Source organism: Dyella sp. AtDHG13, assembly GCF_003201105.1.
GTDB lineage: Bacteria > Pseudomonadota > Gammaproteobacteria > Xanthomonadales > Rhodanobacteraceae > Dyella > Dyella jiangningensis_B.
Genome location: NZ_QICJ01000001.1, coordinates 259,503 through 280,272 on the forward strand (window position 1 = coordinate 259,503; position 20,770 = coordinate 280,272).

General features: G+C 66.3%; 18 protein-coding genes. 12 read left to right on the forward strand and 6 right to left on the reverse strand.

Translation table 11 applies throughout. From position 1 onward, the window contains the following. Positions 1–125: 125 nt before the first annotated feature. From parE to BDW41_RS01145, 5 genes are all read left to right on the forward strand, one after another. Positions 126–2,015 (forward strand): DNA topoisomerase IV subunit B, encoded by a 1,890-nt coding sequence (gene parE / locus BDW41_RS01125; protein WP_074547296.1) that lies wholly within the window; start codon positions 126–128, stop codon positions 2,013–2,015. 105 nt (positions 2,016–2,120) lie between these two features. Next, on the forward strand, positions 2,121–4,619 hold the full coding sequence (locus BDW41_RS01130; protein ID WP_083337543.1) for an acyltransferase family protein: 2,499 nt from the start codon (positions 2,121–2,123) through the stop codon (positions 4,617–4,619). Positions 4,620–4,639: 20 nt separating this feature from the next. Further along, positions 4,640–6,001: a GDSL-type esterase/lipase family protein gene (locus tag BDW41_RS01135; RefSeq protein WP_146217278.1), complete on the forward strand. Its 1,362-nt coding sequence runs from the start codon at positions 4,640–4,642 to the stop codon at positions 5,999–6,001. 67 nt (positions 6,002–6,068) lie between these two features. Continuing rightward, the gene (locus tag BDW41_RS01140; RefSeq protein ID WP_074547293.1) at positions 6,069–7,139 is read left to right on the forward strand and encodes a PLP-dependent cysteine synthase family protein; all 1,071 of its coding nucleotides are present in this window, start codon (positions 6,069–6,071) and stop codon (positions 7,137–7,139) included. Positions 7,140–7,189: 50 nt separating this feature from the next. Beyond that, positions 7,190–7,711, forward strand: coding sequence for a 3-hydroxyanthranilate 3,4-dioxygenase (locus BDW41_RS01145; RefSeq protein WP_074547292.1), 522 nt, complete (start codon positions 7,190–7,192; stop codon positions 7,709–7,711). 13 nt (positions 7,712–7,724) lie between these two features. Here BDW41_RS01145 and BDW41_RS01150 read toward each other — a convergent pair whose 3' ends face one another. Then, positions 7,725–8,258, reverse strand: coding sequence for an NUDIX hydrolase (locus tag BDW41_RS01150; protein ID WP_074547291.1), 534 nt, complete (start codon positions 8,256–8,258; stop codon positions 7,725–7,727). Between the two features lie 168 nt (positions 8,259–8,426). Here BDW41_RS01150 and BDW41_RS01155 point away from each other — a divergent pair, with 168 nt between their 5' ends. The 3 genes from BDW41_RS01155 to BDW41_RS01165 all read left to right on the forward strand — a co-directional run bounded on the left by BDW41_RS01155 (position 8,427) and on the right by BDW41_RS01165 (position 12,610). Continuing rightward, positions 8,427–9,383, forward strand: a complete 957-nt coding sequence (locus BDW41_RS01155; RefSeq protein WP_146217279.1) for a hypothetical protein — start codon at positions 8,427–8,429, stop codon at positions 9,381–9,383. Between the two features lie 186 nt (positions 9,384–9,569). Then, complete coding sequence (locus BDW41_RS01160) at positions 9,570–11,075, forward strand: amino acid permease (protein WP_074547289.1); 1,506 nt, start codon at positions 9,570–9,572, stop codon at positions 11,073–11,075. Between the two features lie 83 nt (positions 11,076–11,158). Further along, positions 11,159–12,610 (forward strand): amino acid permease, encoded by a 1,452-nt coding sequence (locus tag BDW41_RS01165; protein WP_074547288.1) that lies wholly within the window; start codon positions 11,159–11,161, stop codon positions 12,608–12,610. Positions 12,611–13,071: 461 nt separating this feature from the next. On the opposite strand, the gene BDW41_RS01170 is transcribed toward BDW41_RS01165, so the two are convergent. Further along, entirely contained in the window at positions 13,072–13,404 is a 333-nt protein-coding gene (locus tag BDW41_RS01170) for a high-potential iron-sulfur protein (RefSeq protein ID WP_074547287.1), read from the reverse strand. 164 nt (positions 13,405–13,568) lie between these two features. Between BDW41_RS01170 and BDW41_RS01175 the strand changes: the two genes are divergently transcribed. The 4 genes from BDW41_RS01175 (at position 13,569) to BDW41_RS01190 (ending at position 16,647) form a co-directional block, all read left to right on the forward strand. Next, the gene (locus BDW41_RS01175; protein ID WP_074547286.1) at positions 13,569–14,216 is read left to right on the forward strand and encodes a methylthioribulose 1-phosphate dehydratase; all 648 of its coding nucleotides are present in this window, start codon (positions 13,569–13,571) and stop codon (positions 14,214–14,216) included. Further along, on the forward strand, positions 14,213–14,779 hold the full coding sequence (locus tag BDW41_RS01180; RefSeq protein ID WP_074547285.1) for an acireductone dioxygenase: 567 nt from the start codon (positions 14,213–14,215) through the stop codon (positions 14,777–14,779). Before BDW41_RS01175 ends, BDW41_RS01180 begins: the two co-directional genes overlap by 4 nt. Positions 14,780–14,908: 129 nt before the next feature. Continuing rightward, a complete protein-coding gene (gene mtnC, locus BDW41_RS01185) occupies positions 14,909–15,595 on the forward strand; it encodes an acireductone synthase (RefSeq protein ID WP_074547284.1) in 687 nt (228 codons plus the stop codon). Positions 15,596–15,612: 17 nt separating this feature from the next. Next, positions 15,613–16,647 carry a C13 family peptidase gene (locus BDW41_RS01190; RefSeq protein WP_074547283.1) on the forward strand — a complete coding sequence of 345 codons (1,035 nt, stop codon included), beginning with the start codon at positions 15,613–15,615 and terminating at the stop codon, positions 16,645–16,647. Positions 16,648–16,857: 210 nt separating this feature from the next. On the opposite strand, the gene BDW41_RS01195 is transcribed toward BDW41_RS01190, so the two are convergent. From BDW41_RS01195 to BDW41_RS01210, 4 genes are read right to left on the reverse strand one after another with little or no spacing between them, the layout of a single operon-like run. Beyond that, positions 16,858–17,973 (reverse strand): TOBE-like domain-containing protein, encoded by a 1,116-nt coding sequence (locus BDW41_RS01195; RefSeq protein ID WP_074547282.1) that lies wholly within the window; start codon positions 17,971–17,973, stop codon positions 16,858–16,860. Positions 17,974–17,985: 12 nt separating this feature from the next. Beyond that, the gene (cysW, locus tag BDW41_RS01200) at positions 17,986–18,849 is read right to left on the reverse strand and encodes a sulfate ABC transporter permease subunit CysW (protein ID WP_074547281.1); all 864 of its coding nucleotides are present in this window, start codon (positions 18,847–18,849) and stop codon (positions 17,986–17,988) included. Then, positions 18,846–19,670, reverse strand: a complete 825-nt coding sequence (cysT, locus tag BDW41_RS01205; protein WP_074547280.1) for a sulfate ABC transporter permease subunit CysT — start codon at positions 19,668–19,670, stop codon at positions 18,846–18,848. Before cysT ends, cysW begins: the two co-directional genes overlap by 4 nt. Positions 19,671–19,674: 4 nt before the next feature. Then, complete coding sequence (locus tag BDW41_RS01210; protein ID WP_074547279.1) at positions 19,675–20,676, reverse strand: sulfate ABC transporter substrate-binding protein; 1,002 nt, start codon at positions 20,674–20,676, stop codon at positions 19,675–19,677. Between the last annotated feature and the right edge of the window lie 94 nt (positions 20,677–20,770).

Sequence of the window (20,770 nt, forward strand, 5' to 3'; positions counted from 1 at the left end):
ACTGGTGCCACTGGATCCCGGCCTGCGCAGGGATGACGAGCAAAAACAACCGCTCCCACGCCGCATCTTGACCCCTTCCCCGCTCCCCGCCATCCTCCCCCGATTACCGAGCTTCGATCCCCACCATGAGCAGTCGCTACAACGCCGCCGACATTGAAGTCCTCTCCGGCCTTGACCCGGTCAAGCGCCGCCCCGGCATGTATACGGACACCTCCCGCCCGAACCACCTGGCGCAGGAAGTGATCGACAACTCGGTGGACGAGGCCCTCGCCGGCCACGCCAAGTCGATCGAAGTGATCGTGCACACCGACGGCTCGGTGGAAGTGACCGACGACGGCCGCGGCATGCCGGTGGACATCCATCCGGAAGAAGGCGTGCCGGGTGTCGAGCTGATCCTCACGCGCCTGCATGCGGGCGGCAAGTTCTCGGGCAAGAACTACAACTTCTCCGGCGGCCTGCACGGTGTGGGCGTGTCGGTGGTGAATGCGCTGTCCAACCGGGTGGAAGTCACCATCCGGCGCGACGGCAACGAATACCGCATGGCCTTCGAGAACGGCGACCGCGCCAGCGAACTCGAAGTGATCGGCTCGGTGCCGAAGAAGAAGACCGGCACCACCGTGCGCTTCTGGGCCGACCCGAAGTACTTCGACTCGCCGAAGATCTCGCTGGGCAAGCTGCGCCATCTGCTGCGCGCCAAGGCCGTGCTGTGCGCCGGCCTCAACGTGAAGCTGGTCGACGAAGCCACCGGCGACGTCAACGAGTGGTACTACGAGGATGGCCTGCGCGATTACCTGCGCGACGAGCTGTCCAGCGCCGAAGCCATCCCGGCGGAGCTGTTCGTGCACCACGTGCAGCGCGAGGCCGATGGCCTGGACGTGGCCCTGGCCTGGCTGCCCGAAGGCGAGCTGGTGCAGGAAAGCTACGTCAACCTGATTCCCACCGCGCAGGGCGGCACGCACGTGAACGGCCTGCGCTCGGGCCTCACCAATGCCATCCGCGAATTCTGCGACATCCGCAACCTGCTGCCGCGCGGCGTGAAGCTGGCGCCGGAAGACGTGTGGGAGCGCCTCGCCTTTGTGCTGTCGGCCAAGCTGCAGGATCCGCAGTTCGCCGGCCAGACCAAGGAACGCCTGTCCTCGCGCAACGCCGCGGCGATGGTCGAAGGCGTCATCCATGACGCCTTCAGCCTGTGGCTCAACCAGCACGTGGACCTGGGCGAACGCATCGCGCAGCTCGCCATCGAGCGCGCCAGCGCGCGCCTGAAGGCCGCCAAGCAGGTGGTGCGCAAGAAGATCACCCAGGGTCCCGCCCTGCCCGGCAAGCTCGCCGACTGCACCGCCACCGACCTCACCCGCACCGAGCTGTTCCTGGTGGAAGGCGACTCGGCGGGCGGCAGCGCCAAGCAGGCGCGCGACAAGGAGTTCCAGGCGATCCTCCCGCTGCGCGGCAAGATCCTCAATACCTGGGAAGTGGAGTCCGGCTCGGTGCTCGCTTCCGAGGAAGTGCACAACCTTGCCGTCGCCATCGGCTGCGACCCCGGCAAGGAAGACCTCTCGGGCCTGCGCTACGGCAAGGTCATCATCCTGGCCGACGCCGACTCCGACGGCCTGCACATCGCCACCCTGCTGAGCGCCCTGTTCCTGCGGCACTTCCCGGCGCTGGTGCGCGAGGGCCACGTGTTCGTCGCCATGCCGCCGCTGTTCCGCGTGGACGTGGGCAAGCAGGTGTTCTACTGCCTGGACGAAAACGAGAAGAACGCGATGCTCGAACGCGTGCAGCGCGAAAAGATGAAGGGGCAGGTCAGCACCACCCGCTTCAAGGGCCTGGGCGAGATGAACCCGGCCCAGCTGCGCGAGTCGACCATTCACCCGGACACGCGCCGCCTGGTGCAGCTCACCGTCGAAAGCGACGACGGCACGACCAAGCTGATGGACATGCTGCTTGCGAAGAAGCGCGCCAGCGACCGCAAGGCCTGGCTCGAGGAAAAGGGCGATCTGGCGACGCTGGAGGTTTGACCGCAGGGGCGCAGCAAGCCGCCCCGGATTTGCCCGTTTTGGCCGTCGGTCCCGCACAAACGGCGGCCATGCTTATGGACAAGGACCCCAACCAAGAGCGGCACCATGCTAGTCGCAGAGTATCCACAGGAAGTGGAAAGCCACCCGGACGTGGCTGCAGTCACCACGCAGGTCGTTCCCCTCGTCAGCACACGCCTTTCCGGACTCGATGGCCTGCGGGCCATCGCCGTCACGGCGGTCGTGCTGTTCCACGCCGATTTCTACTGGGCGCGCGGCGGCTACCTCGGCGTCGACCTGTTCTTCGTCATCTCCGGCTTCCTCATCACCAGCCTGATGGCCCGCGAAGTGGATCGCACGGGTCGCCTGGACCTGCGTGACTTCTACTGGCGTCGCGCCAAGCGCCTGCTGCCCGCATCGTGGCTGATGATGGGCGTGGTCGTGGCGGTGGCGGCATGGGTGGCGCGCGACGCGCTGCCTCACCTGCGCAACGATGTGGTCGCCTCGCTGGCCTACGTCACCAACTGGGAACTGCTGCGCAGCCAGACCTCCTACTTCGAGGCCACGGGCCGCCCGCCGCTGCTGCAGCATCTGTGGTCGCTGGCCATCGAAGAGCAGTTCTACATCCTGTGGGCGCCGCTGGCCTTCATCCTGCTGCCGCGCATGAGCCGCCGCGCCATGGCGTTCATCGCCCTGGCCCTCGCCGCCGCGTCCGCCGCATGGATGGCCATGCTGGCGCACAAGATCGGCTACCCCGGACAGGGCGATCCGTCTCGCCTGTACTTCGGCACGGATACCCACGGCTTCGCGCTGCTGCTGGGCTCCGCGCTGGGCCTGCTCTGGCAACCTTCGCCGGAGCTGGGTCGCCCCGGCGTGTTCGCGCAGGCCACCGGCTGGCTGCTCGGCCTGATCGCGCTGGCGTGCATGGTCGCGCTGTTCGCCATGATGGGCGAAGACACGCGCAGGCTGTATCCGTGGGGCTTTCTCGCCGCGGCGGCCACGGCGCTCGCGCTGATCATGATCGCCACGCATCCCGGCATGGCGTTCGGCCGCTGTCTGGACAACCCGGTGATGCGCTGGATCGGCGAGCGCTCCTACGGCATCTATCTCTGGCACTGGCCGGTGTTCATGCTGACACGACCGGGCATCGACCTGCGCACCATGGACAGCGGCACCGCGCTCGTCCCGCGCCTGGCGCTGACGCTCGCCGTGGCGGCGCTTTCCTATCGCTATCTGGAAATGCCCGTGCGACAAGGCGCACTCGGGCGCATTTTTTCAGCGCGGCGCCGTCACGCATGGCTCGGACGCATGGCCGTGGTCGCCACGCTGGTCATGGCGTTCAGCGCCATCGGCGTCGTGCTCTGGCATGCCCCGGCCCAGGCCAAGCCTGCGCAGGACGTGCGCGAGGCGCTCGATCTCAACACACCCGTGGCGCCGATCCAGGTGCAGGAAACGCTGGCGCCGATTCCCGCGGCGTCGGTGGAATTGCCCGTCGAGCCAGTCGTCGCGCCGGTGGCCGAGGCAGCGCCGGATCAGCCCGCCGTGGAAACCTTTACCGGCGAAGAACTCACCGCCGTCGGCGACTCCGTGCTGCTCGGTTCCGGCCGCCTGCTGAAGGCCACGCTGCCCGGCGCGGACGTGCACGCCACCATGGGCTGGCAGGCCGCCGACGTCATCCGGCAGATCAAGACACTGAAGAGCGCCGGCGGTTTGCGCGACGTGGCGCTGGTGCACCTGGGCACCAACGGCTACGTCACCGAAGATCAGCTGCGACAGATCCTCGCCATGCTGTCCGATTGCAAGCGCGTGGTGCTGGTGAACACGCATGTGCCGCGCCGCTGGATGGAAGCCAACAACGCGCTGATCGACCGCGTCGCGCCCGATTTCCCGAACGTGGTCACCGTGCGCTGGAACGATGTCTCGGAAAACCAGCCCGATTACTTCGTGTCCGATGGCGTGCACCTCACCACCATCGGCCAGCGCGCTTTCATCACGGAAATCATGCGCACCGGCCACCTGGCGCGCGACAAGGCGGAAACCGCCGCGGCCGATACTGCCGAGGCCGCCTCGGATCACGCCGCGGGCGATCTATCCCCCACGCTGGAACTCGCGCCGCAGCCCATCGCCAGCGACAACTACTGGCGCAAGATGGCGCTGTGCGAAACCGACGCCAACTGGAAGAATGCCGGCCGCCATTCCGGCGGACTGGGCATTTCGGTGGACGACTGGAAAACCTGGGGCGGCGGCGAGTTCGCGGCCACGCCCGCCGAAGCCACGCCGGAGCAGCAGATCGAAGTGGCCAACCGCATGTCCACGCAGGGCTGGACCAACGCGGCGGGCACGCTCGTCAAGCCCATCGGCTTCGTGCGCTGGCGCTGCGTGGCCGCACTGGGCCGCCCGCACTCCGCCACGCCCAATACGTACACGCGCGAAAGCGTGCTGGCGCAGACGTTCCACCTCGGCGAGCGCGGCGACGTCGTGCGCGACCTGCAACTGATCCTCGGCGAAAATCCCGATGGCATCTACACCATGAAGCTGCGCAAGAAACACCTCGCGTACCTGAAGCAAAATGGCCTGCCGGAAACCCTGGCGGGCACGGATTCATGAATGACCGGAGAGCATGGCGCATGGCACCTGTTTCGCGCTTTTTGATGATCAGTGCCTGGTGCGCTGGCTTTTTCGCACTATCCACCCTCAGTGTTCCCGCGCAGGCGCAGGACGCTCCCGCATCGTTCGGCGGCGTCAGCGACCTGGTCTGCCCCAACGCGCCGCCGGCTCCGCCGAAACCGTCGCCCAACCGCCCCGCCGCACGCGTCAACATGAGCGGCACGCAGATGCCCAGCGATGCGGAACTGGGCCCGCTGGCCAGAACCGTCATCCGACCGCAGCCGCTGCTCGATGCACAGGCCCTCGCCGGATTCGCGCCGGGAAGCAGCGAGCAGGCGCGGCGCATCGCCATCTGGGGTGACAGCCATATCGCCGGCGGTCCGTTCGCGTCCACCTTGATCCAGGCGCTGCGCGACAAGGGGCTGAACGTCGAGCCACGCCTGCTGCCGCCGACCATGGGGCGCGCCAACGTGATTCTTCCCGGGCTGCGCGCGTATTGCATCGGTTCGAGCTGGACGACGGATATCGCCTATACCTCGCCCACCCCGCTCGATATCGGGCCGGGGCTGGCCAACCGCGTCGTCGATGCCGGGCCGGACAGCTACGTCTGGCTCGACGTGCGCAATGCCGCGCGGCAAGCGGACGTGCGGCAGCTCCAGGTGATCTATAGCGCGCCGGCCGGTGCGTCCATCGACTACGTGATCGACGATGGCGTGCAGCGCACCGTGAACTTGCCGGCCACCAATACCAGCCAGGCGCTGGCGCTCGGCACCACCGGCACGATGTCCACCATCAAGCTGCGCGTGTCGCGCGGCAAGCTGGTGCTGCAGGGTTTCATCCTGGATCGCCCGCAGATGCCGGACGTGAGCTTCGACGTGTTCGGCCTGCCCTCCGCCACCGTCAAGGGCTGGGCCAATGCCAACCCGGAGAGCCTCGCCCAATCGCTGCACGGCGTGAGCTATGACGGCGTGCTGCTGGAGTTCGGCACCAACGAAGGCGCCGACCCAGATTTCGACGCGGAGAAGTACGCCACGATGCTGGAACGCGCACTGGGCAACCTGCGGCAGGTGTTTCCCAAGGCGTCCTGCGTGCTGGTGGGTCCGCCCGATCGCGGCGTGCTGCGCCAGGGCAAGGGCGGCTCACTGCCCCTGCTCACTTATAGCCGCGTGCATCAACGCATCGAGCAGGTGCAGCGGGATGTCGGCAGCCGCTACGGCTGCGTGGCCTGGAGCTGGCAGGATCTCATGGGCGGCCCTGGCGGAAGCTACGGCTGGGCGCATGCGCAACCCAGCCTGATGGGTCACGACCTGATTCACCTGAGCCCCGACGGTTACCGCCTCACCGGGCGCTCGCTGGCGCACAGCCTGGGCTGGTCGCCCTGATTGGCGGCGACGCCTTGTCCATGATCGGGGACAGGGCGTTCACCTGAGCGGGTGCTAATCTCCGGCGATGCACGCCCAATGGACCAGCCGCGCCATCCAGACGCTGGACGCCGAGGCTCATCGCTCGGCGGACACGCACCTTATCCGATTGGATCTGCCGGCCTTTCCCGGCATCCCGCTCTACCTCAAGGATGAATCGGTACATCCCACCGGAAGCCTCAAGCACCGGCTGGCGCGTTCGCTGTTCCTGTATGCCCTGTGCAATGGCTGGCTCGAACAGGGACGCGCCGTGGTGGAAGCCTCCAGCGGCAGCACGGCGATTTCCGAGGCATATTTCGCCCGGCTGCTGGAACTCCCCTTCTTCGCGGTGATGCCGCGCAGCACGTCGCGCGACAAGATCGCGCAGATCGAATTCTTCGGCGGGCATTGCCACCTGATCGACGACACCGACGTCTATGGCGCGGCGCAAAGGCTGTCCGACGACATCGGCGGTCACTACATGGATCAGTTCACCTATGCCGAGCGCGCCACCGACTGGCGCGGCAACAACAACATCGCCGAGTCGATCTTCCGGCAGATGCAGCGCGAGCCCGATCCCGCGCCGCGCTGGATCGTCGTACCGGCCGGTACGGGCGGCACCTCCGCCACCATCGGCCGCTACATCCGCTATCGCGGCGGCGCGCTCGATCGCACGCAGCTGGCCGTGGTCGATCCGGAACACTCGGTGTTCTATGATTACTACCACCAGCGCGACCCGAGCCTGCAGCTGTCGCGCGGCTCGCGCATCGAAGGCATTGGCCGCCCACGCGTGGAACCCTCGTTCATGCCGGGCGTCATCGACCGCATGCTGCGCGTGCCCGATGCTGCCAGCATCGCCGCTCTCGGCCAGCTGGAAGCGCTGCTTGGCCGGCGATGCGGAGGCTCCACCGGCACCAACCTCGTTGGCGCACTGCAACTGATGGCCGAAATGAAGGCCCGCGGCGAACACGGCCCGGTCGTCACGCTGATCTGCGACGGAGGAGATCGCTACCGCGGCTCCTATTACGACCAGGGCTGGCTGGATCGCGAAGGGCTGAATCGGCCTGATGAACGCGCTCGCCTTGAAACAGTGCTCCATGAGGGGCGCTGGATCGACTGAGCGGCGATGCTTACACTCGACGCTTGCCCGTCCCTCCAAGGGAATTCCCCATGGCCCTGACGCCACCCATCGACCTGCAACGCTGGATCGACGAACACCGTCACCTGCTGAAACCGCCGGTCGGCAACAAATGCATCGTGGACGGCGACTTCATCGTGATGATCGTGGGCGGCCCGAATTCGCGCACCGATTTCCACTACGACGAGGGCCCGGAGTTCTTCTACCAGCTCGAAGGAGAGATGGTGCTGAAGGTGCAGGACGAGGGCAAGCTGCGCGACATTCCCATCCGCGCCGGCCAGATGTTCTACCTGCCGCCCTGCGTGCCTCACTCACCGCAGCGCATGCCCGATTCGATAGGCCTGGTGATCGAGCGTCGCCGTCTCGCCGGCGAGAAAGACGGCCTGATGTGGTATTGCGAGCGCTGCAACCACAAGCTGTACGAGGAGTACTTCACCCTCGACAGCATCGAGCGCGATTTCCCACCCGTGTTCGAACGCTTCTATCGCTCCATCGATGCCCGCACCTGCGTGGAATGCGGACACCTCAATCCCGCGCCGGCCAAATACGCCTGAGCCGCCAGCGCGCTCAGCGTCGCTGCAACCATTTGCCGGCCATGCGACGCAGCGATTCGTCGCTGGCCGGATCCTCGGCGATGTCCCGGATGGAACGCCACGCGAGCGCGTGCGATTCCTCGCTGACCTCGAAGTCTTCGCTCGCGCCCGCCCGCACGACGTAGCGCACATCGTAATGCCAGTGCTCCGGTTCGTGCCCGCGCGCGGGGATGCGGTGGCGATCGAGGTCGAACGGCTCGGCTTCCACGCTCAGGCCGCTCAGGCCCGACTCTTCTTCCGCCTCGCGCAGTGCCACACGCGAAAGATCCACGTCGCCATCGGCGTGGCCGCCGAGCTGCAGCCAGCGGCCGAGCTTGCGGTGATGCGTGAGCAGGATGCGCTCGCCGTCCGCGCTCACCAGCCATGCGGAACCGGTGAAGTGCCCTTCCAGATGTTCGCGAACGAAAGCCCGCTCGCCCACGCCGAGAAATTCGATGAAATGCCGTGTGTCGGCCTCGTCCGGCCACCGTTGTGCATAGGCGTTGAAATGGTCGAACAACAGCGACATGGATGACGTCTCGAGTGGAAAGGATGACCGGCCGGCAGCGCTCGCAGGCCCCTGCATTATTTCAGATTGAGCTGATGTTCGTGATGTTCCCGGCGCTCCTAGCATCCCCGTCAACCGGCCTGGCCAAGGCCGGTAGGCGGCACGGCCATGCCACTCGGGGAACTGCTCTTGCGCAAGTCAGTCGTCGCTCTTTTCTTCTGTTTCGCCGCGACGGCGGCCGCGGCCGAGCCGGAGTACAACTTCACCGGTCCGCTGGTCACGCCCAATGCATCGGCGCTGCCGGGCGGGACGGTGCTCGTCGAACCCTATCTGATCTACACCGAGTCGCACGCCGTTTACGACGGCACCGGCGGTCGTCACGACGCGCGCCCCGGCTCCCATCAATGGCTGCTGGTAGTGCCTGCCACGGTGGGCATCACCGAGCGTCTCAACACGCAGCTCACCGCCGGCACCGCGTACAACGTTTCGGGCAAGGACCATAGCGACGGCACGCGGCTCACCGATACCTCGCTCATGCTGCAATACATGATCGTCGCGCCACGCGCGGACGGCACGGGGCCGGCGGTGTCGCTCAGCGCCACGCACGTGTTCCCTACCGGCAAGTACGACAAGCTGGGCGACAATCCGCTCAACGGCACCGGCAGCGGCGCGTCCAGCAACCGCATCGCGCTGTTCGCGCAGCAGAAGTTCTGGCTTCCCAACGACCACCCGCTACGTGTGCGTGCGTTGATCGCATGGGGACCATCGCCGTCGACCGTTCGTATCGACGGCGTAAGCTCCCACGGCACGCCGCCCGGCTTCCAGGGCAACGCGGCCATGGGAACGTCGATGGGCGTGAGCGCGGCCGTGGAATACGGCATCGACCGGCACTGGACCCTCGCCGCCGACCTGGCCTGGGACCACCGCAACGGTACGCACCTGCAAGGCACCGTCTGCCCGACGCCCGCCACATGCAGCAACCTCGACCAGCGCAACGGCCCCAACTGGACCTACAGCGTGTCGCCCGCCGTGGAGTACAACTTCAACGCCTCGGTCGGGTTGATCGTCGGGGCGCAGCTCAGCTTCGCGGGCCACAACGCGTCGTCCTACTGGGCGCCACAGGCCGCGCTCAACATGGTGTTCTGATGCCCGACACCGCCGCCAGATACGGGCAATCCGGCGCTTTCGAGGCCGCCCGCACTGCAACTTGTGCCTACGCGGCTCGCTGGGCTATGGTGATCCGTCGTCGCAGGGGAAGCGACGCCTCAGCCGTGGCGAAAGTCACGGTTTCACGCTTTTAAAAAACGATACAGCCGGCGGTAGGGGAGAAACATGCTGAAAAACCTGTTCGCGACGCATCCGATCCAGGCGTCGCCACACGTCGATGCCGGTGAACTGCCGCACGACAGCCTGCAAGGCGAGGCCAGCCTCAAGCGCGTACTTACCGCCCGCCATCTGGTGATGCTCGGCATCGGCGCCGTGATCGGCGCGGGTATTTTCGTCATCACCGGCCAGGCCGCCGCCGAACACGCCGGCCCGGCCCTGATCATCAGCTTCATTGTCGCCGGCATCGCCTGCGCGTTCGCGGGCCTGTGCTACGCGGAATTCGCGGCGATGATTCCCGTCTCCGGCAGTGCCTATGCGTATTCCTACGCAACCCTCGGCGAGATCGTCGCGTGGTTCATCGGCTGGAACCTGGTGCTCGAATACCTGTTCGCCGTGGCCACCGTGGCGGCGGGCTGGTCCGGCTACTTCAACGAGTGCCTTTCCATCCTCGGGCACTGGACCGGCTTGTCGCTGGCGCTGCCCGACTATCTCTCGACCGCGCCGCTCAAGTTCACCGACACGCACCAGATCGTCACCACCGGCGCACTGATCAACCTGCCTGCCGTGCTCATCGTCAGCGCGCTCACTTGGCTGTGCTACGTGGGCATCACGCAGTCGACCTTCGTGAACTCGCTGATCGTGACGATCAAGGTGCTGGTGATCGCGCTGTTCCTGATCTTCGCGTTCCGCTTCATCGATCCGGCCAACTGGCATCCCTTCATCCCGCCGGAAGAAGGCCCGGGCCGCTTCGGCACCAGCGGCATCTTCCGCGCCGCCGTGCTGGTGTTCTTCTCCTACGTGGGCTTCGACGCCGTGTCGACCGCCGCGGGCGAGGCGAAGAATCCGCAGCGCGACATGCCGATTGGCATTCTCGGCTCGCTGGCCATCTGCACCATCCTGTACATCGCGATGGCGCTCACCCTCACCGGCATTGCCCCGTACTACAAGCTGGGCACGCCGGAGCCGGTGGCCACGGCGCTGAACCTGTATCCGCAGCTGACCTGGTTGAAGGCCATCGTGTCGTTCGGCGCACTGGCCGGCCTCTCGTCGGTGATCCTGGTGATGCTGCTGGGCACCTCGCGCATCTTCTTCAGCATGGCGAAGGACGGCCTGATTCCGAGCGGCATGTCGCGCGTGCATCCCAAGCACCGCACGCCGCACGTGGCCACGATCATCGCGGGTGTCGCCGCGCTCGTGATCGCAGGCCTGTTCCCGGTGAGCATCCTCGGCGAACTGGTGTCCATGGGTACCCTGCTGGCGTTCACCACGGTGAGCATCGGCGTGCTGGTCCTGCGCTACACCCGCCCGGACCTGCCCCGTTCGTTCCGCGTGCCGGGTGGCAAGCCGGGCATCTGGTTCGTGAGCCTCGCCGGCGCCGTGATCTGCCTGTACCTGTTCTGGCAGTCGTTCCGCGCGAACTGGCCGCTGATGCTGGGCTGGACGACCTTCGGCATGCTCATCTATGCCTTCTATGGGTACTCCCATAGCAAGCTCCGCAAGCAAAACTCCTGACCTGACACGAAGGGCCGGCCCAGCGCCGGCCCTCCTGTTTTATCTTTCCATCTTTCGCGCCTTCCGCAGCACTAGGCTGACGCATGCTCAAACAGTTATTCGCCCGCAAAACCGACTTCTCCGACGCTGACGACGCCTCGCACGGCCCCACCCTTCGCCGCACGCTCGGCCCCTGGGGCATCACCGCCTTGGGCATCGGCGCCGTCATCGGCACGGGCATCTTCGTGGTCACCGGCCAGGCGGCTGCGGAACACGCTGGCCCGGCGGTGTTGATCTCCTTCATCCTGGCGGCGATCTGCAGCGGCTTCACCGCGCTGTGCTATGCGGAGTTCGCCACGCTCATCCCGATTTCCGGCAGTTCCTACTCGTATGCCTATGCGACGCTGGGCGAGCTCGTCGCCTGGTTCATCGGCTGGAACATGGTGCTCGAATACGGCATTTCCGCGTCGGCGGTGGCGGCGAGCTGGACCGGCTACTTCACCAGCCTGCTCGACAGCGTGGGCATCCACCTTCCGGTGGCGCTGACGGAAGCCCCGCTGGCCTTCACCGACGGGCACCTGGTGGCCACCGGCCACCTGATGAACCTTCCCGCCGTGGCGATCGTGCTGGCGCTGACCGCGCTGTGCTACGTCGGCATCAAGGAGTCGTCCGGGCTCAACGTGCTCATGGTGGCGCTCAAGGTGGGCCTGATCATCATCGTGGTGGTGGCCGGCTATCGCTACATCGATCCGGCCAACTGGCACCCGTTCATCCCCGCCAACGAGGCGCCCGGCAAGTACGGCTGGTCGGGCATCATGCGCGGCGCCGCCATGGTGTTCTTTGCCTATATCGGTTTCGAGGCGACCTCCACCGCGGCGCAGGAGTGCAAGAACCCGCAGCGCGACCTGCCGTTCGGCACCCTGGTCTCGCTGGTGATCTGCACCATCCTCTATCTCGCCATGGCTGCCGTGCTGACGGGCCTGATCTCCTACACCCAGCTCGGCACGTCAGAGCCCGTAGTGACGGCGGTGAAGAATTACCCGCAGCTCGGCTGGCTGCGCCTGGTGGTGGAGATCGGCGCGCTGATCGGCCTGTCATCGGTGATCCTGGTGATGATCATCGCGCAGCCGCGCATCTTCATGATCATGTCGCGTGATGGCCTTCTGCCAAAGGTGTTCAACCGCATCCATCCCAAATACCGCACGCCGCACATCAACACGGTGATCACCGGCGTGGGCATCGCCATCCTCGCTGCGGTGTTTCCGCTCGATCTGCTCGCCGACCTCACCTCGATGGGCACCCTGATCGCCTTCGTGGCGGTGTGCGCGGGCGTGCTGATCCTGCGCTACACCTCGCCACACCTGCATCGCGGCTTCCGGGTGCCGTGGGCCTGGTTCATCTGCCCCGCCGGCGTGATCAGCTGCCTGGCCTTGCTCTATTTCATGAGCTGGTTCAACTGGCTCCTGATGATCATCTGGACCGCCATGGGCCTGGCCATCTACTTCGGCTACGGGCTGCGCCACAGCCGCCTCCACCGCCGACCTGAACAGGGCTGAGAGCACTTTGGCGGCGATCTGCCGCCAACGTCGCCGAAAATGCCGCAAAACTCACCTCGCCTTCCGGGAAGGAATGACAGGCACGCGGCGACTATTCGTGAGGCCCAGTCTTTAATAAAGACATAACTTATTGATTTTTATAGTTTTAACGAGACTTTTTCGAGAAAATTTCGGGGCCTACGGGCCCCAAAATGCCCCGCCGGGAGTATCATCTGTGCTCCGTGGGTTGATCACTTGGCAGTGGGCCCCGGATTGCCGCCCGGCGCGTCAGGCGGGTCAGCTCCTCGGCCTGACGCGTCTGGGCAGCATCTTCTCTCTCACCGAATGCTTCGGTTCGAGTTTCCCCTTCCGCTAGAGATGACGCATCGAGCGAAACGTGATCGCGTGCGTGACGGGCACGTCATGAAAAAAGAAAGGCCGGCGCGATGGCCGGCCTTTGATCACGCGCGAGAGCGTGGCGATCAGGCTTTCTTCGGCGCGTGCGATACGCACCAGCCCTTCGCGTTCACCGCCTTGCCCGGGAACAGCTGGCACGGGCCGTAGCCGGTCGGGCCGCCGGAATAGAACTGGCAGTTGGAGCAAGCGTCGCCCGCCTTGTGCTTGGCATCGGTCGTCTTGCTCGCATCTTCAACGTAACCGAGTGCCTTGGCGGTGGGATCCGAATCAGCCAGGTGCGGCAAATCGGCAGCGCGCGCGACGCGCGGCAAGGTGCCGATCATGGCAGCTGCGACAGCCGTCCCGGCTGCGGCCTTGAGAAACCGGCGACGCGATTCGATATCTTTCTCTTGCGACATGGGTCCAACCTCCGTCGTAAAACATTTATGTTCGCCACGCCCGTGGCGAAGCTCCGTCAAATCTACTCGCTTCGCCGATAAGTCGTGAGAATGGATCGCATTTTCGGCGTATCGAGAAAAATCCGACGTGATATAGTGCCAGCCCGTTTGGACGTCCATACATCATGAGCCAGGTTCTACCCGACACCATTTCGCCCGCCGTGTTCGCCGAGCGTTCCGACGCCATCGCCGACGCCGCGCGCGAACTCGCCGCCGCCGGCTGGACGCCCGCCACCAGCAGTAATTTCTCGATGCGCATCGACGGCGACCACGCCGCGATCACCATCTCCGGCCGCGACAAGGGCAAGCTCGGGCGCGACGACATCATGCTGATCGACATGCAGGGCCAGGCGGTCGGCACCAGTGCGCGCCCCAGCGCGGAAACCGACCTCCACACGCAGATCTACCGTCGCCTGCCCGACATGAACGTGGTGCTGCACACCCATTCGCGCACGCAGAGCGTGGCCTCGCGCCTGTTTGCCCGCGACGGCGTGGTGAAGCTGGAGGGCTGGGAACTGCAGAAGGCCATCGCCGGGCAGACCACCCACGATGCCGAACTGGCGATCCCGGTGTTTCCGAACACGCAGCACATGCCCGAGCTGGTCGCCCAGGTCGATGCGTGGCTGGATAGCGGGCGCCCGCTGCATGCGTATCTGATCAACGGCCACGGCATCTACACCTGGGGCCGCGACATGGCCGAGACGCGCCGCCATCTGGAGGCGCTCGAATTCCTGCTCGGCTGCGAGCTTGATCTCCGGAGGTTGTCCGCATGAGCCGTCTGCGCATTTTCAACGAGAACCAGCCTGAGGCTCCGCTCTCGGTCCACACCCGTCACGCGGACATCGCCCATGAGCTGTCCAGGATCGGCGTGCGCTTCGAGCAGTGGGAAGCCAACCAGCCGATCGCGCCCGGCGCCAGCCAGGAGGAAGTGATCGCCGCCTACCGTGGCGACATCGACCGTCTGATGTCCGAAGAGGGCTACCAGGCCGTCGACGTGATCAGCCTGAAGCCCGACCACCCGGACCGCGCCGCCTTGCGCCAGAAGTTCCTGAGCGAGCACACGCACAGCGAGGACGAGGTGCGCTTCTTCGTCGCAGGCGCCGGCCAGTTCACCCTGCACGTGAACGGCAAGGTCTACGATGTGCTGTGCGAACAGGGCGACCTGATCGGTGTGCCGGACGGCACCTGCCATTGGTTCGACATGAGCGAATCGCCGTACTTCGTGGCCATCCGCCTTTTCACCAACAAGGAAGGCTGGGTCGCCCAGTTCACCGGCGAGGACATCGCCGCGCGTTTCCCCCGCATGACGCCGCACACGTCGGCCGAGGCCGCCTGAGCCTCATCCCCAAGCCCGCCGTGCCATGCCGGCCGGCGGGTTGCGCAGGATCATGAACCGATGCCCGGGCCTCGCCCCGGGTGAGGCTGCCGGGTAAGCTTGTCGCTCCCCCTTTCCAAGCTTTCCCGCATGACCGTCATCCGCGCCATCGTTACCGACATCGAGGGCACCACCAGCTCGATCAGCTTCGTCAAGGACGTGCTGTTCCCGTACGCCTACAGGCGCCTGCCTGCCTTTGTCGAAACGCATGGCGACACGCCGGAAGTGCGGCACTGGCTGCACGAAGCGGCCAAGGAGGCCGGCATCGTCGAGGCGCCGCGCCAGGAAGTGATCGAGCTGCTGCTGCGCTGGATCAAGGAAGACCGCAAGTCCACCGCGCTGAAGGCACTGCAAGGCATGATCTGGCAGGAAGGCTATGCCAGTGGCGAATACCAGGCGCACGTTTATCCCGAGGTGTCCGCCAGGCTGCATGAGTGGCGCGCCGACGGCCTGCACCTGTACGTCTACTCGTCCGGTTCCGTGCCGGCCCAGAAGCTGTTCTTCCGCTACAGCGAGGCGGGCGACCTGACCCCGATGTTCTCCGGCTATTTCGATACCGAGACCGGCCCCAAGCGCGAACAGCGCTCGTACGAGTCGATCGCCGAAGTCGTGGGCGAGTTGCCCGCGCATATCCTGTTCCTCTCCGACATCGTGGAAGAACTCGACGCGGCGCGCGCCGCCGGTTTCCGCACGGGCTGGCTGCTGCGCGAACCGCTGGAGATCCCGGCGTCGCCGCGTCATCCGGCCTACCGCACGTTCGACGACATCGTTCTCTGAGCGCCCGGGTTCCCGCCATGCGTACTGCCCTGACCGCCCTGCTCGCCTTCGCAGCCGGCGTATTGCTCATGGTGGGCCTGTCGTCTCACCGTGCGTCCTCGCCCCCGGCATCCAGCGGCCAGGAACAGGCCGCGCAGGGCGCCACCGCACCCGCGCCGGCCAGCACGGCCGCGACGACGGATGACGACGACGCCACGGCGGACCACTGGCCCCAGCAGGCGCCGTCGCCCGAGCAGGTGATGTATGCGCAACGCGGCATGGTGCACAAGGCGCTGGCGGAACTGGGCCCTCGCACGCCGGGGCGCCCCAATCTGTACGTGGTGGCGTTCGGCGCCGATGGCGGCGAAGACGTCTTCCGCAACGAGGCCGAGTACGCGGCGAAGATGTTTCCGCAGCGCTTCGGCCCGGATGCGCACGTAGTCGTGCTGGAAAACAATCCAGGCTCGCTGGACCGGCATCCGCTGGCCAGCTGGAGCAACCTGGAGGAAACCCTCGACGGTCTCGCCAACCTGATGAAGCCCGACGAGGACATCCTGCTGCTGTACCTCACCACGCACGGCGACGAGGACCACAACCTGCTGGTGGACCTGGATCCGCTGCCGCTCGACCAGATCGGCGCGAACGATCTCTCGGACATCCTTTCCAAGCGGCCCTTCAAGTGGAAGGTCGTGGTGGTCAACGCGTGCTACTCCGGCGGCTTCGTGCCGTCGCTGCAAGGGCCGGGCACGCTGGTCATCACGGCGGCGCGCAGCGATCGCAGCTCGTTCGGCTGCGGCGCGGATTCGGACATCACCTATTTCGGGCATGCGTGGCTGGTGGATGGCCTCAACCACACCACGGACTTCATGGAAGCCTATCGCCAGGCGTCCGCCGAGATCGCCCAGTGGGAAGCCAAGGACAAGCTGACGCCCTCGGAGCCGCAGATGAGCGTCGGCTCGGGCATTGCCGAACAACTGGCCCTGTGGCGCAAGCACATCACGCCCGGGCCGGTCGTCGCGTTCAAGCCGGCGGTGCCGGCGACGATGCTGGGGCATCCTGGCGAGGCGCGTTGAGTGGCGAAGACTTTGGCGTCGCCTGGACGCCGCCTACTTCGTCATTCCGGCGCAGGCCGGAATCCAGCGGCGAAAACGTGCGGTTTCGCGTATAGGCGAAAACAAAGAATGGTTTCCGGGCGACAACCGAGCATAGTCGCCACTGGATTCCGGCCTGCGCCGGAATGACGGCGATAGCCAACTAGCGCTTTCGAATCGCGCCGATAAGCGTCACGCCGCCACCGGGCTGCGCGCATGCCAGATCCAACGCTCTTCGCACAGCGGCACGCCCTTCCCGTCCAGCGGGAACAGCACCGCGCCGCGCGGCGCCACGCGCAGCTCCATGCCGGCTTGCAGGCCGAGCCGCGAAAGATCCTCGCTGGCCACGTCCGCTTCCAATGCCAGGTCGAGCGAAGCGACGTATAGATCCAGGTGCGCCACGCCGCCCGCCAGGTAGATATGCCGCAGATGGGCCAGCCAGGCCGGCAGCGACGACGGCACCGCCAGGCGCAGCTGTTCCGGTCGCACGTAGGCCACGGCCTCGGTGAACCGGCCGTGCCAGGGGTCGCCATCGGGCATCCATCCACCCGCAGCAAATCCATCGGCATGCCGGCGCACCGCAAACCGGTTCACCTTGCCGATGAACTCGCACACGAACGGCGTCGCCGGCTGCTGATAGATCACTTCGGGCGGCCCGACCTGCTCGATGCGGCCGTTGTTCATCACCGCCACGCGATCGGCCAGCTCCAGTGCCTCTTCCTGGTCGTGCGTGACGAAGATGCTGGTAAGCCCGAGTTCTTCATGCAATTCGCGCAGCCAGCGACGCAGGGCGACACGCACCTGCGCGTCCAGTGCGCCGAAGGGCTCGTCCAGCAGCAGCAGGTCCGGCTCCACCGCCAGCGCGCGCGCCAGCGCCACGCGTTGCCGCTGGCCGCCGGAGAGCTGCGCCGGATAGCGCGTGCCCAAGCCTTCCAACTGCACGCGTCGCAGCAGGCGGTCGACGCGCGCGCGGATGTCGCTGCGTGACGGACGCGACCGCCACGGCCGCACGCGCAAGCCGAACGCGATGTTCTCGATCACGGTCAGGTGGCGGAACAAGGCGTAGTGCTGGAAGACCATGCCGATGCGGCGCTCGCGGGCCGGCGTGGCGAGAAAATCTTCCTCGCCCTTGAGCACGCTGCCGCTGTCGGGGTAGTCCAGGCCGGCCAGGATGCGCAGCAAGGTGGTCTTGCCCGAGCCGGAAGGCCCCAGCAGGGCGAGGAATTCGCCCGGCGCGATGCTCAGGCTGACATCGTCCAGCGCCTGGAATCCGGCAAAGCGGCGATGGAGTCGTGACAGTTCAAGCACCGTATCGCCCTCTCAATGACCACCGGGCGCATGCGCGGCGATCTCGTCGCCGTAGCGCCATTCCAGCAGGGTTTTCACCGCCAACGTCACCAGCGCCAGCAAGGCCAGCAGCGAGGCGACCGCGAAGGCGCCGACGTATTCGTATTCGTTGTAGCGCATTTCCACTTCCAGCGGCATGGTAGTGGTCAGCCCGCGGATGTGTCCGGACACCACCGAAACCGCGCCGAACTCGCCCATGGCGCGGGCATTGCACAACAGCACGCCGTACAGCAGGGCCCAGCGGATATTGGGCAGGGTGACGCGGAAGAACAGCTGCCAGCCGCTGGCGCCCAGCACGCGGGCGGCCTCCTCCTCCTCGCTGCCCTGCGCCTGCATCAGCGGGATCAGCTCGCGCGCGACAAAGGGCAGCGTCACGAACATGGTCGCCAGCACCAGGCCCGGCACGGCAAAAATGATCTTGATGCCGTGGCTGTCCAGCCACGGCCCGAACCAGCCACGCGCACCGAACAGCAGCACGTAGACCAGGCCGGACACCACCGGCGACACCGAGAACGGCAGGTCGATGAACGCACCCAGCAAGGCCTTGCCGCGAAATTCGAAGCGCGTCATGGCCCACGCCGCGGCGATGCCGAACACCAGGTTCATCGGCACGGCGATCACCGCCACCAGCAAGGTGAGGCGGATCGCGGACAGCGCCTCCGGCTCCTTGATGGCCTCGAGATACGGCCCAAGACCCTGGCGAAGCGCCTCGACGAAGACCGTCGCCAGCGGCAGCAGCAGGAACAAGGTCAGGAAGACCAGCGCCAGCAGGATAAGCACCGCATGCACCACGCGGCGCGGCCATGCCACCGGACGGGAACGCAGCGGCGCACTCATGCCGAGCGCTCCGCCCAGCGCTGGCTCCAGCGCTGCAGCAGCGACACCAGCACCAGCAGCCCGAACGACAGCAGCAGCATCGCGACGCCCAGCGCGGCGGCGCCCGCATAGTCGAACTGTTCCAGCTTCTGCACGATCAAGAGAGGCGCGATCTCCGAACGCATCGGAATATTGCCGGCGATGAAGATCACCGAACCGTACTCGCCCACCGCGCGCGCCAGTGCCAGCGCAAAACCCGTCAGCAGGGTCGGCGCCAACATGGGTAGGATCACGCGGAAGAAGGTTTGCCAGCGCTGCGCGCCCAGGCTTTCGGCGGCCTCCTCCACGTCGCGCTCCAGCGAAGACAGCACAGGCTGCAAAGTGCGCACGACGAACGGAAACCCCACGAACACCATGGCGACGAAAACGCCAAGCGGCGTATACGCCACCTTGATGCCCAGCGGCTCCAGCCACCGCCCCAGCCAGCCGTTGGGGGCGTACAGCGTGGTCAACGCGATGCCGGCCACCGCGGTCGGCAGGGCAAAGGGCAGATCCACCAGCGCATCGAACAGGCGGCGTCCGGGAAAGCGATAGCGCACCAGCACCCAGCCCACCAGCAGGCCGATCACCACATTGACGAGCGCCGCCACCACGGCGCCGCCCACGCTCAGCCGCAGGGCAGCCAGCGTGCGTGGCGCCGACAGCAATCGCACCAGCCCTTCGAGGCCGATGCCGGAGGCCTTCCACGCCAACGCCGCCAGCGGCAGCAGCACGACCAGACCGAGGTAGGCCACCGCGTAGCCGAGACTGAGGCCGAATCCCGGCAGCACGCGCTTGCGCATGGCGTCAGCTACCCGGCCCCAGCTGATCGAAGATCGCGCCGTCGTTGAAGAACTTGGCCTGCACCTGGCGCCAGTCGCCGAACAGCTCGCCCAGGGTAAAGGTGTGCGTGGCCGGGAACTGGCTTGCGTAGCGCGCGGCCACGTCGGCGGAGCGCGGGCGATAGAAATTCTTCGCGGCGATCTCCTGCCCTTGCGGCGAATACAGGAATTCCACGTAGGCCTGCGCGACCGCGCGCGTGCCGTGCTTGTCCACGTTGCTGTCCACCACCGCCACCGGCGGCTCGGCCACGATGGTGATGGAGGGCACCACGATCTCGAAGGTATCGCCACCGAGCTGGCGCTTGGCGAGCAGCGCCTCGTTCTCCCAGGCGATCAGCACGTCGCCCACGCCGCGCTGCACGAAGGTGTTGGTGGCGCCACGCGCACCGGTATCCAGCACGGGCACGTGCTTGTACAGCTCCTTCACGTACGCCCTCGCCGTGGCCTCGCTGCCACCCGGCTGCTTGAGCGCGTAACCCCAGGCGGCGAGGAAGTTCCAGCGCGCGCCGCCGGAGGATTTCGGATTTGGCGTCACCACCTGGATGCCCGGGCGCACCAGGTCAGCCCAGTCCTTGATGCCCTTGGGGTTGCCCTTGCGCACCAGGAACACGATGGTCGAGGTGTACGGCGTGGCGTTGTTCGGCAGCTTCTTCTGCCAGTCCTTCGCCAGCAGGCCGCGGTCGGCGATGGCGTCGATGTCGTAGGCCAGCGCCAGCGTCACCACGTCGGCCGGCAGGCCCTCCACCACCGAGCGCGCCTGCTTGCCCGAGCCGCCGTGCGACATGCGCACGTTGACGCTGTCGCCGTGCTGCGCCTTCCACTGCGCCGCGAAGGCCGCGTTGACCTGGCGATACAGCTCGCGCGTAGGGTCGTAGGACACGTTGAGCAACGACACATCCGCGGCGGAGACGATCACCGACCACAGCATGCTCGCCGCAGCGAACCAGACCAGCATGGACTTCTTCATGGCGCCTCCTGCGAAACGGTGGAACGGCAGACTAGCGTCGGCGAACGAAACGGCGAAATCGCAATATGGCATATCGTCATGTCGCGTCCTTGCG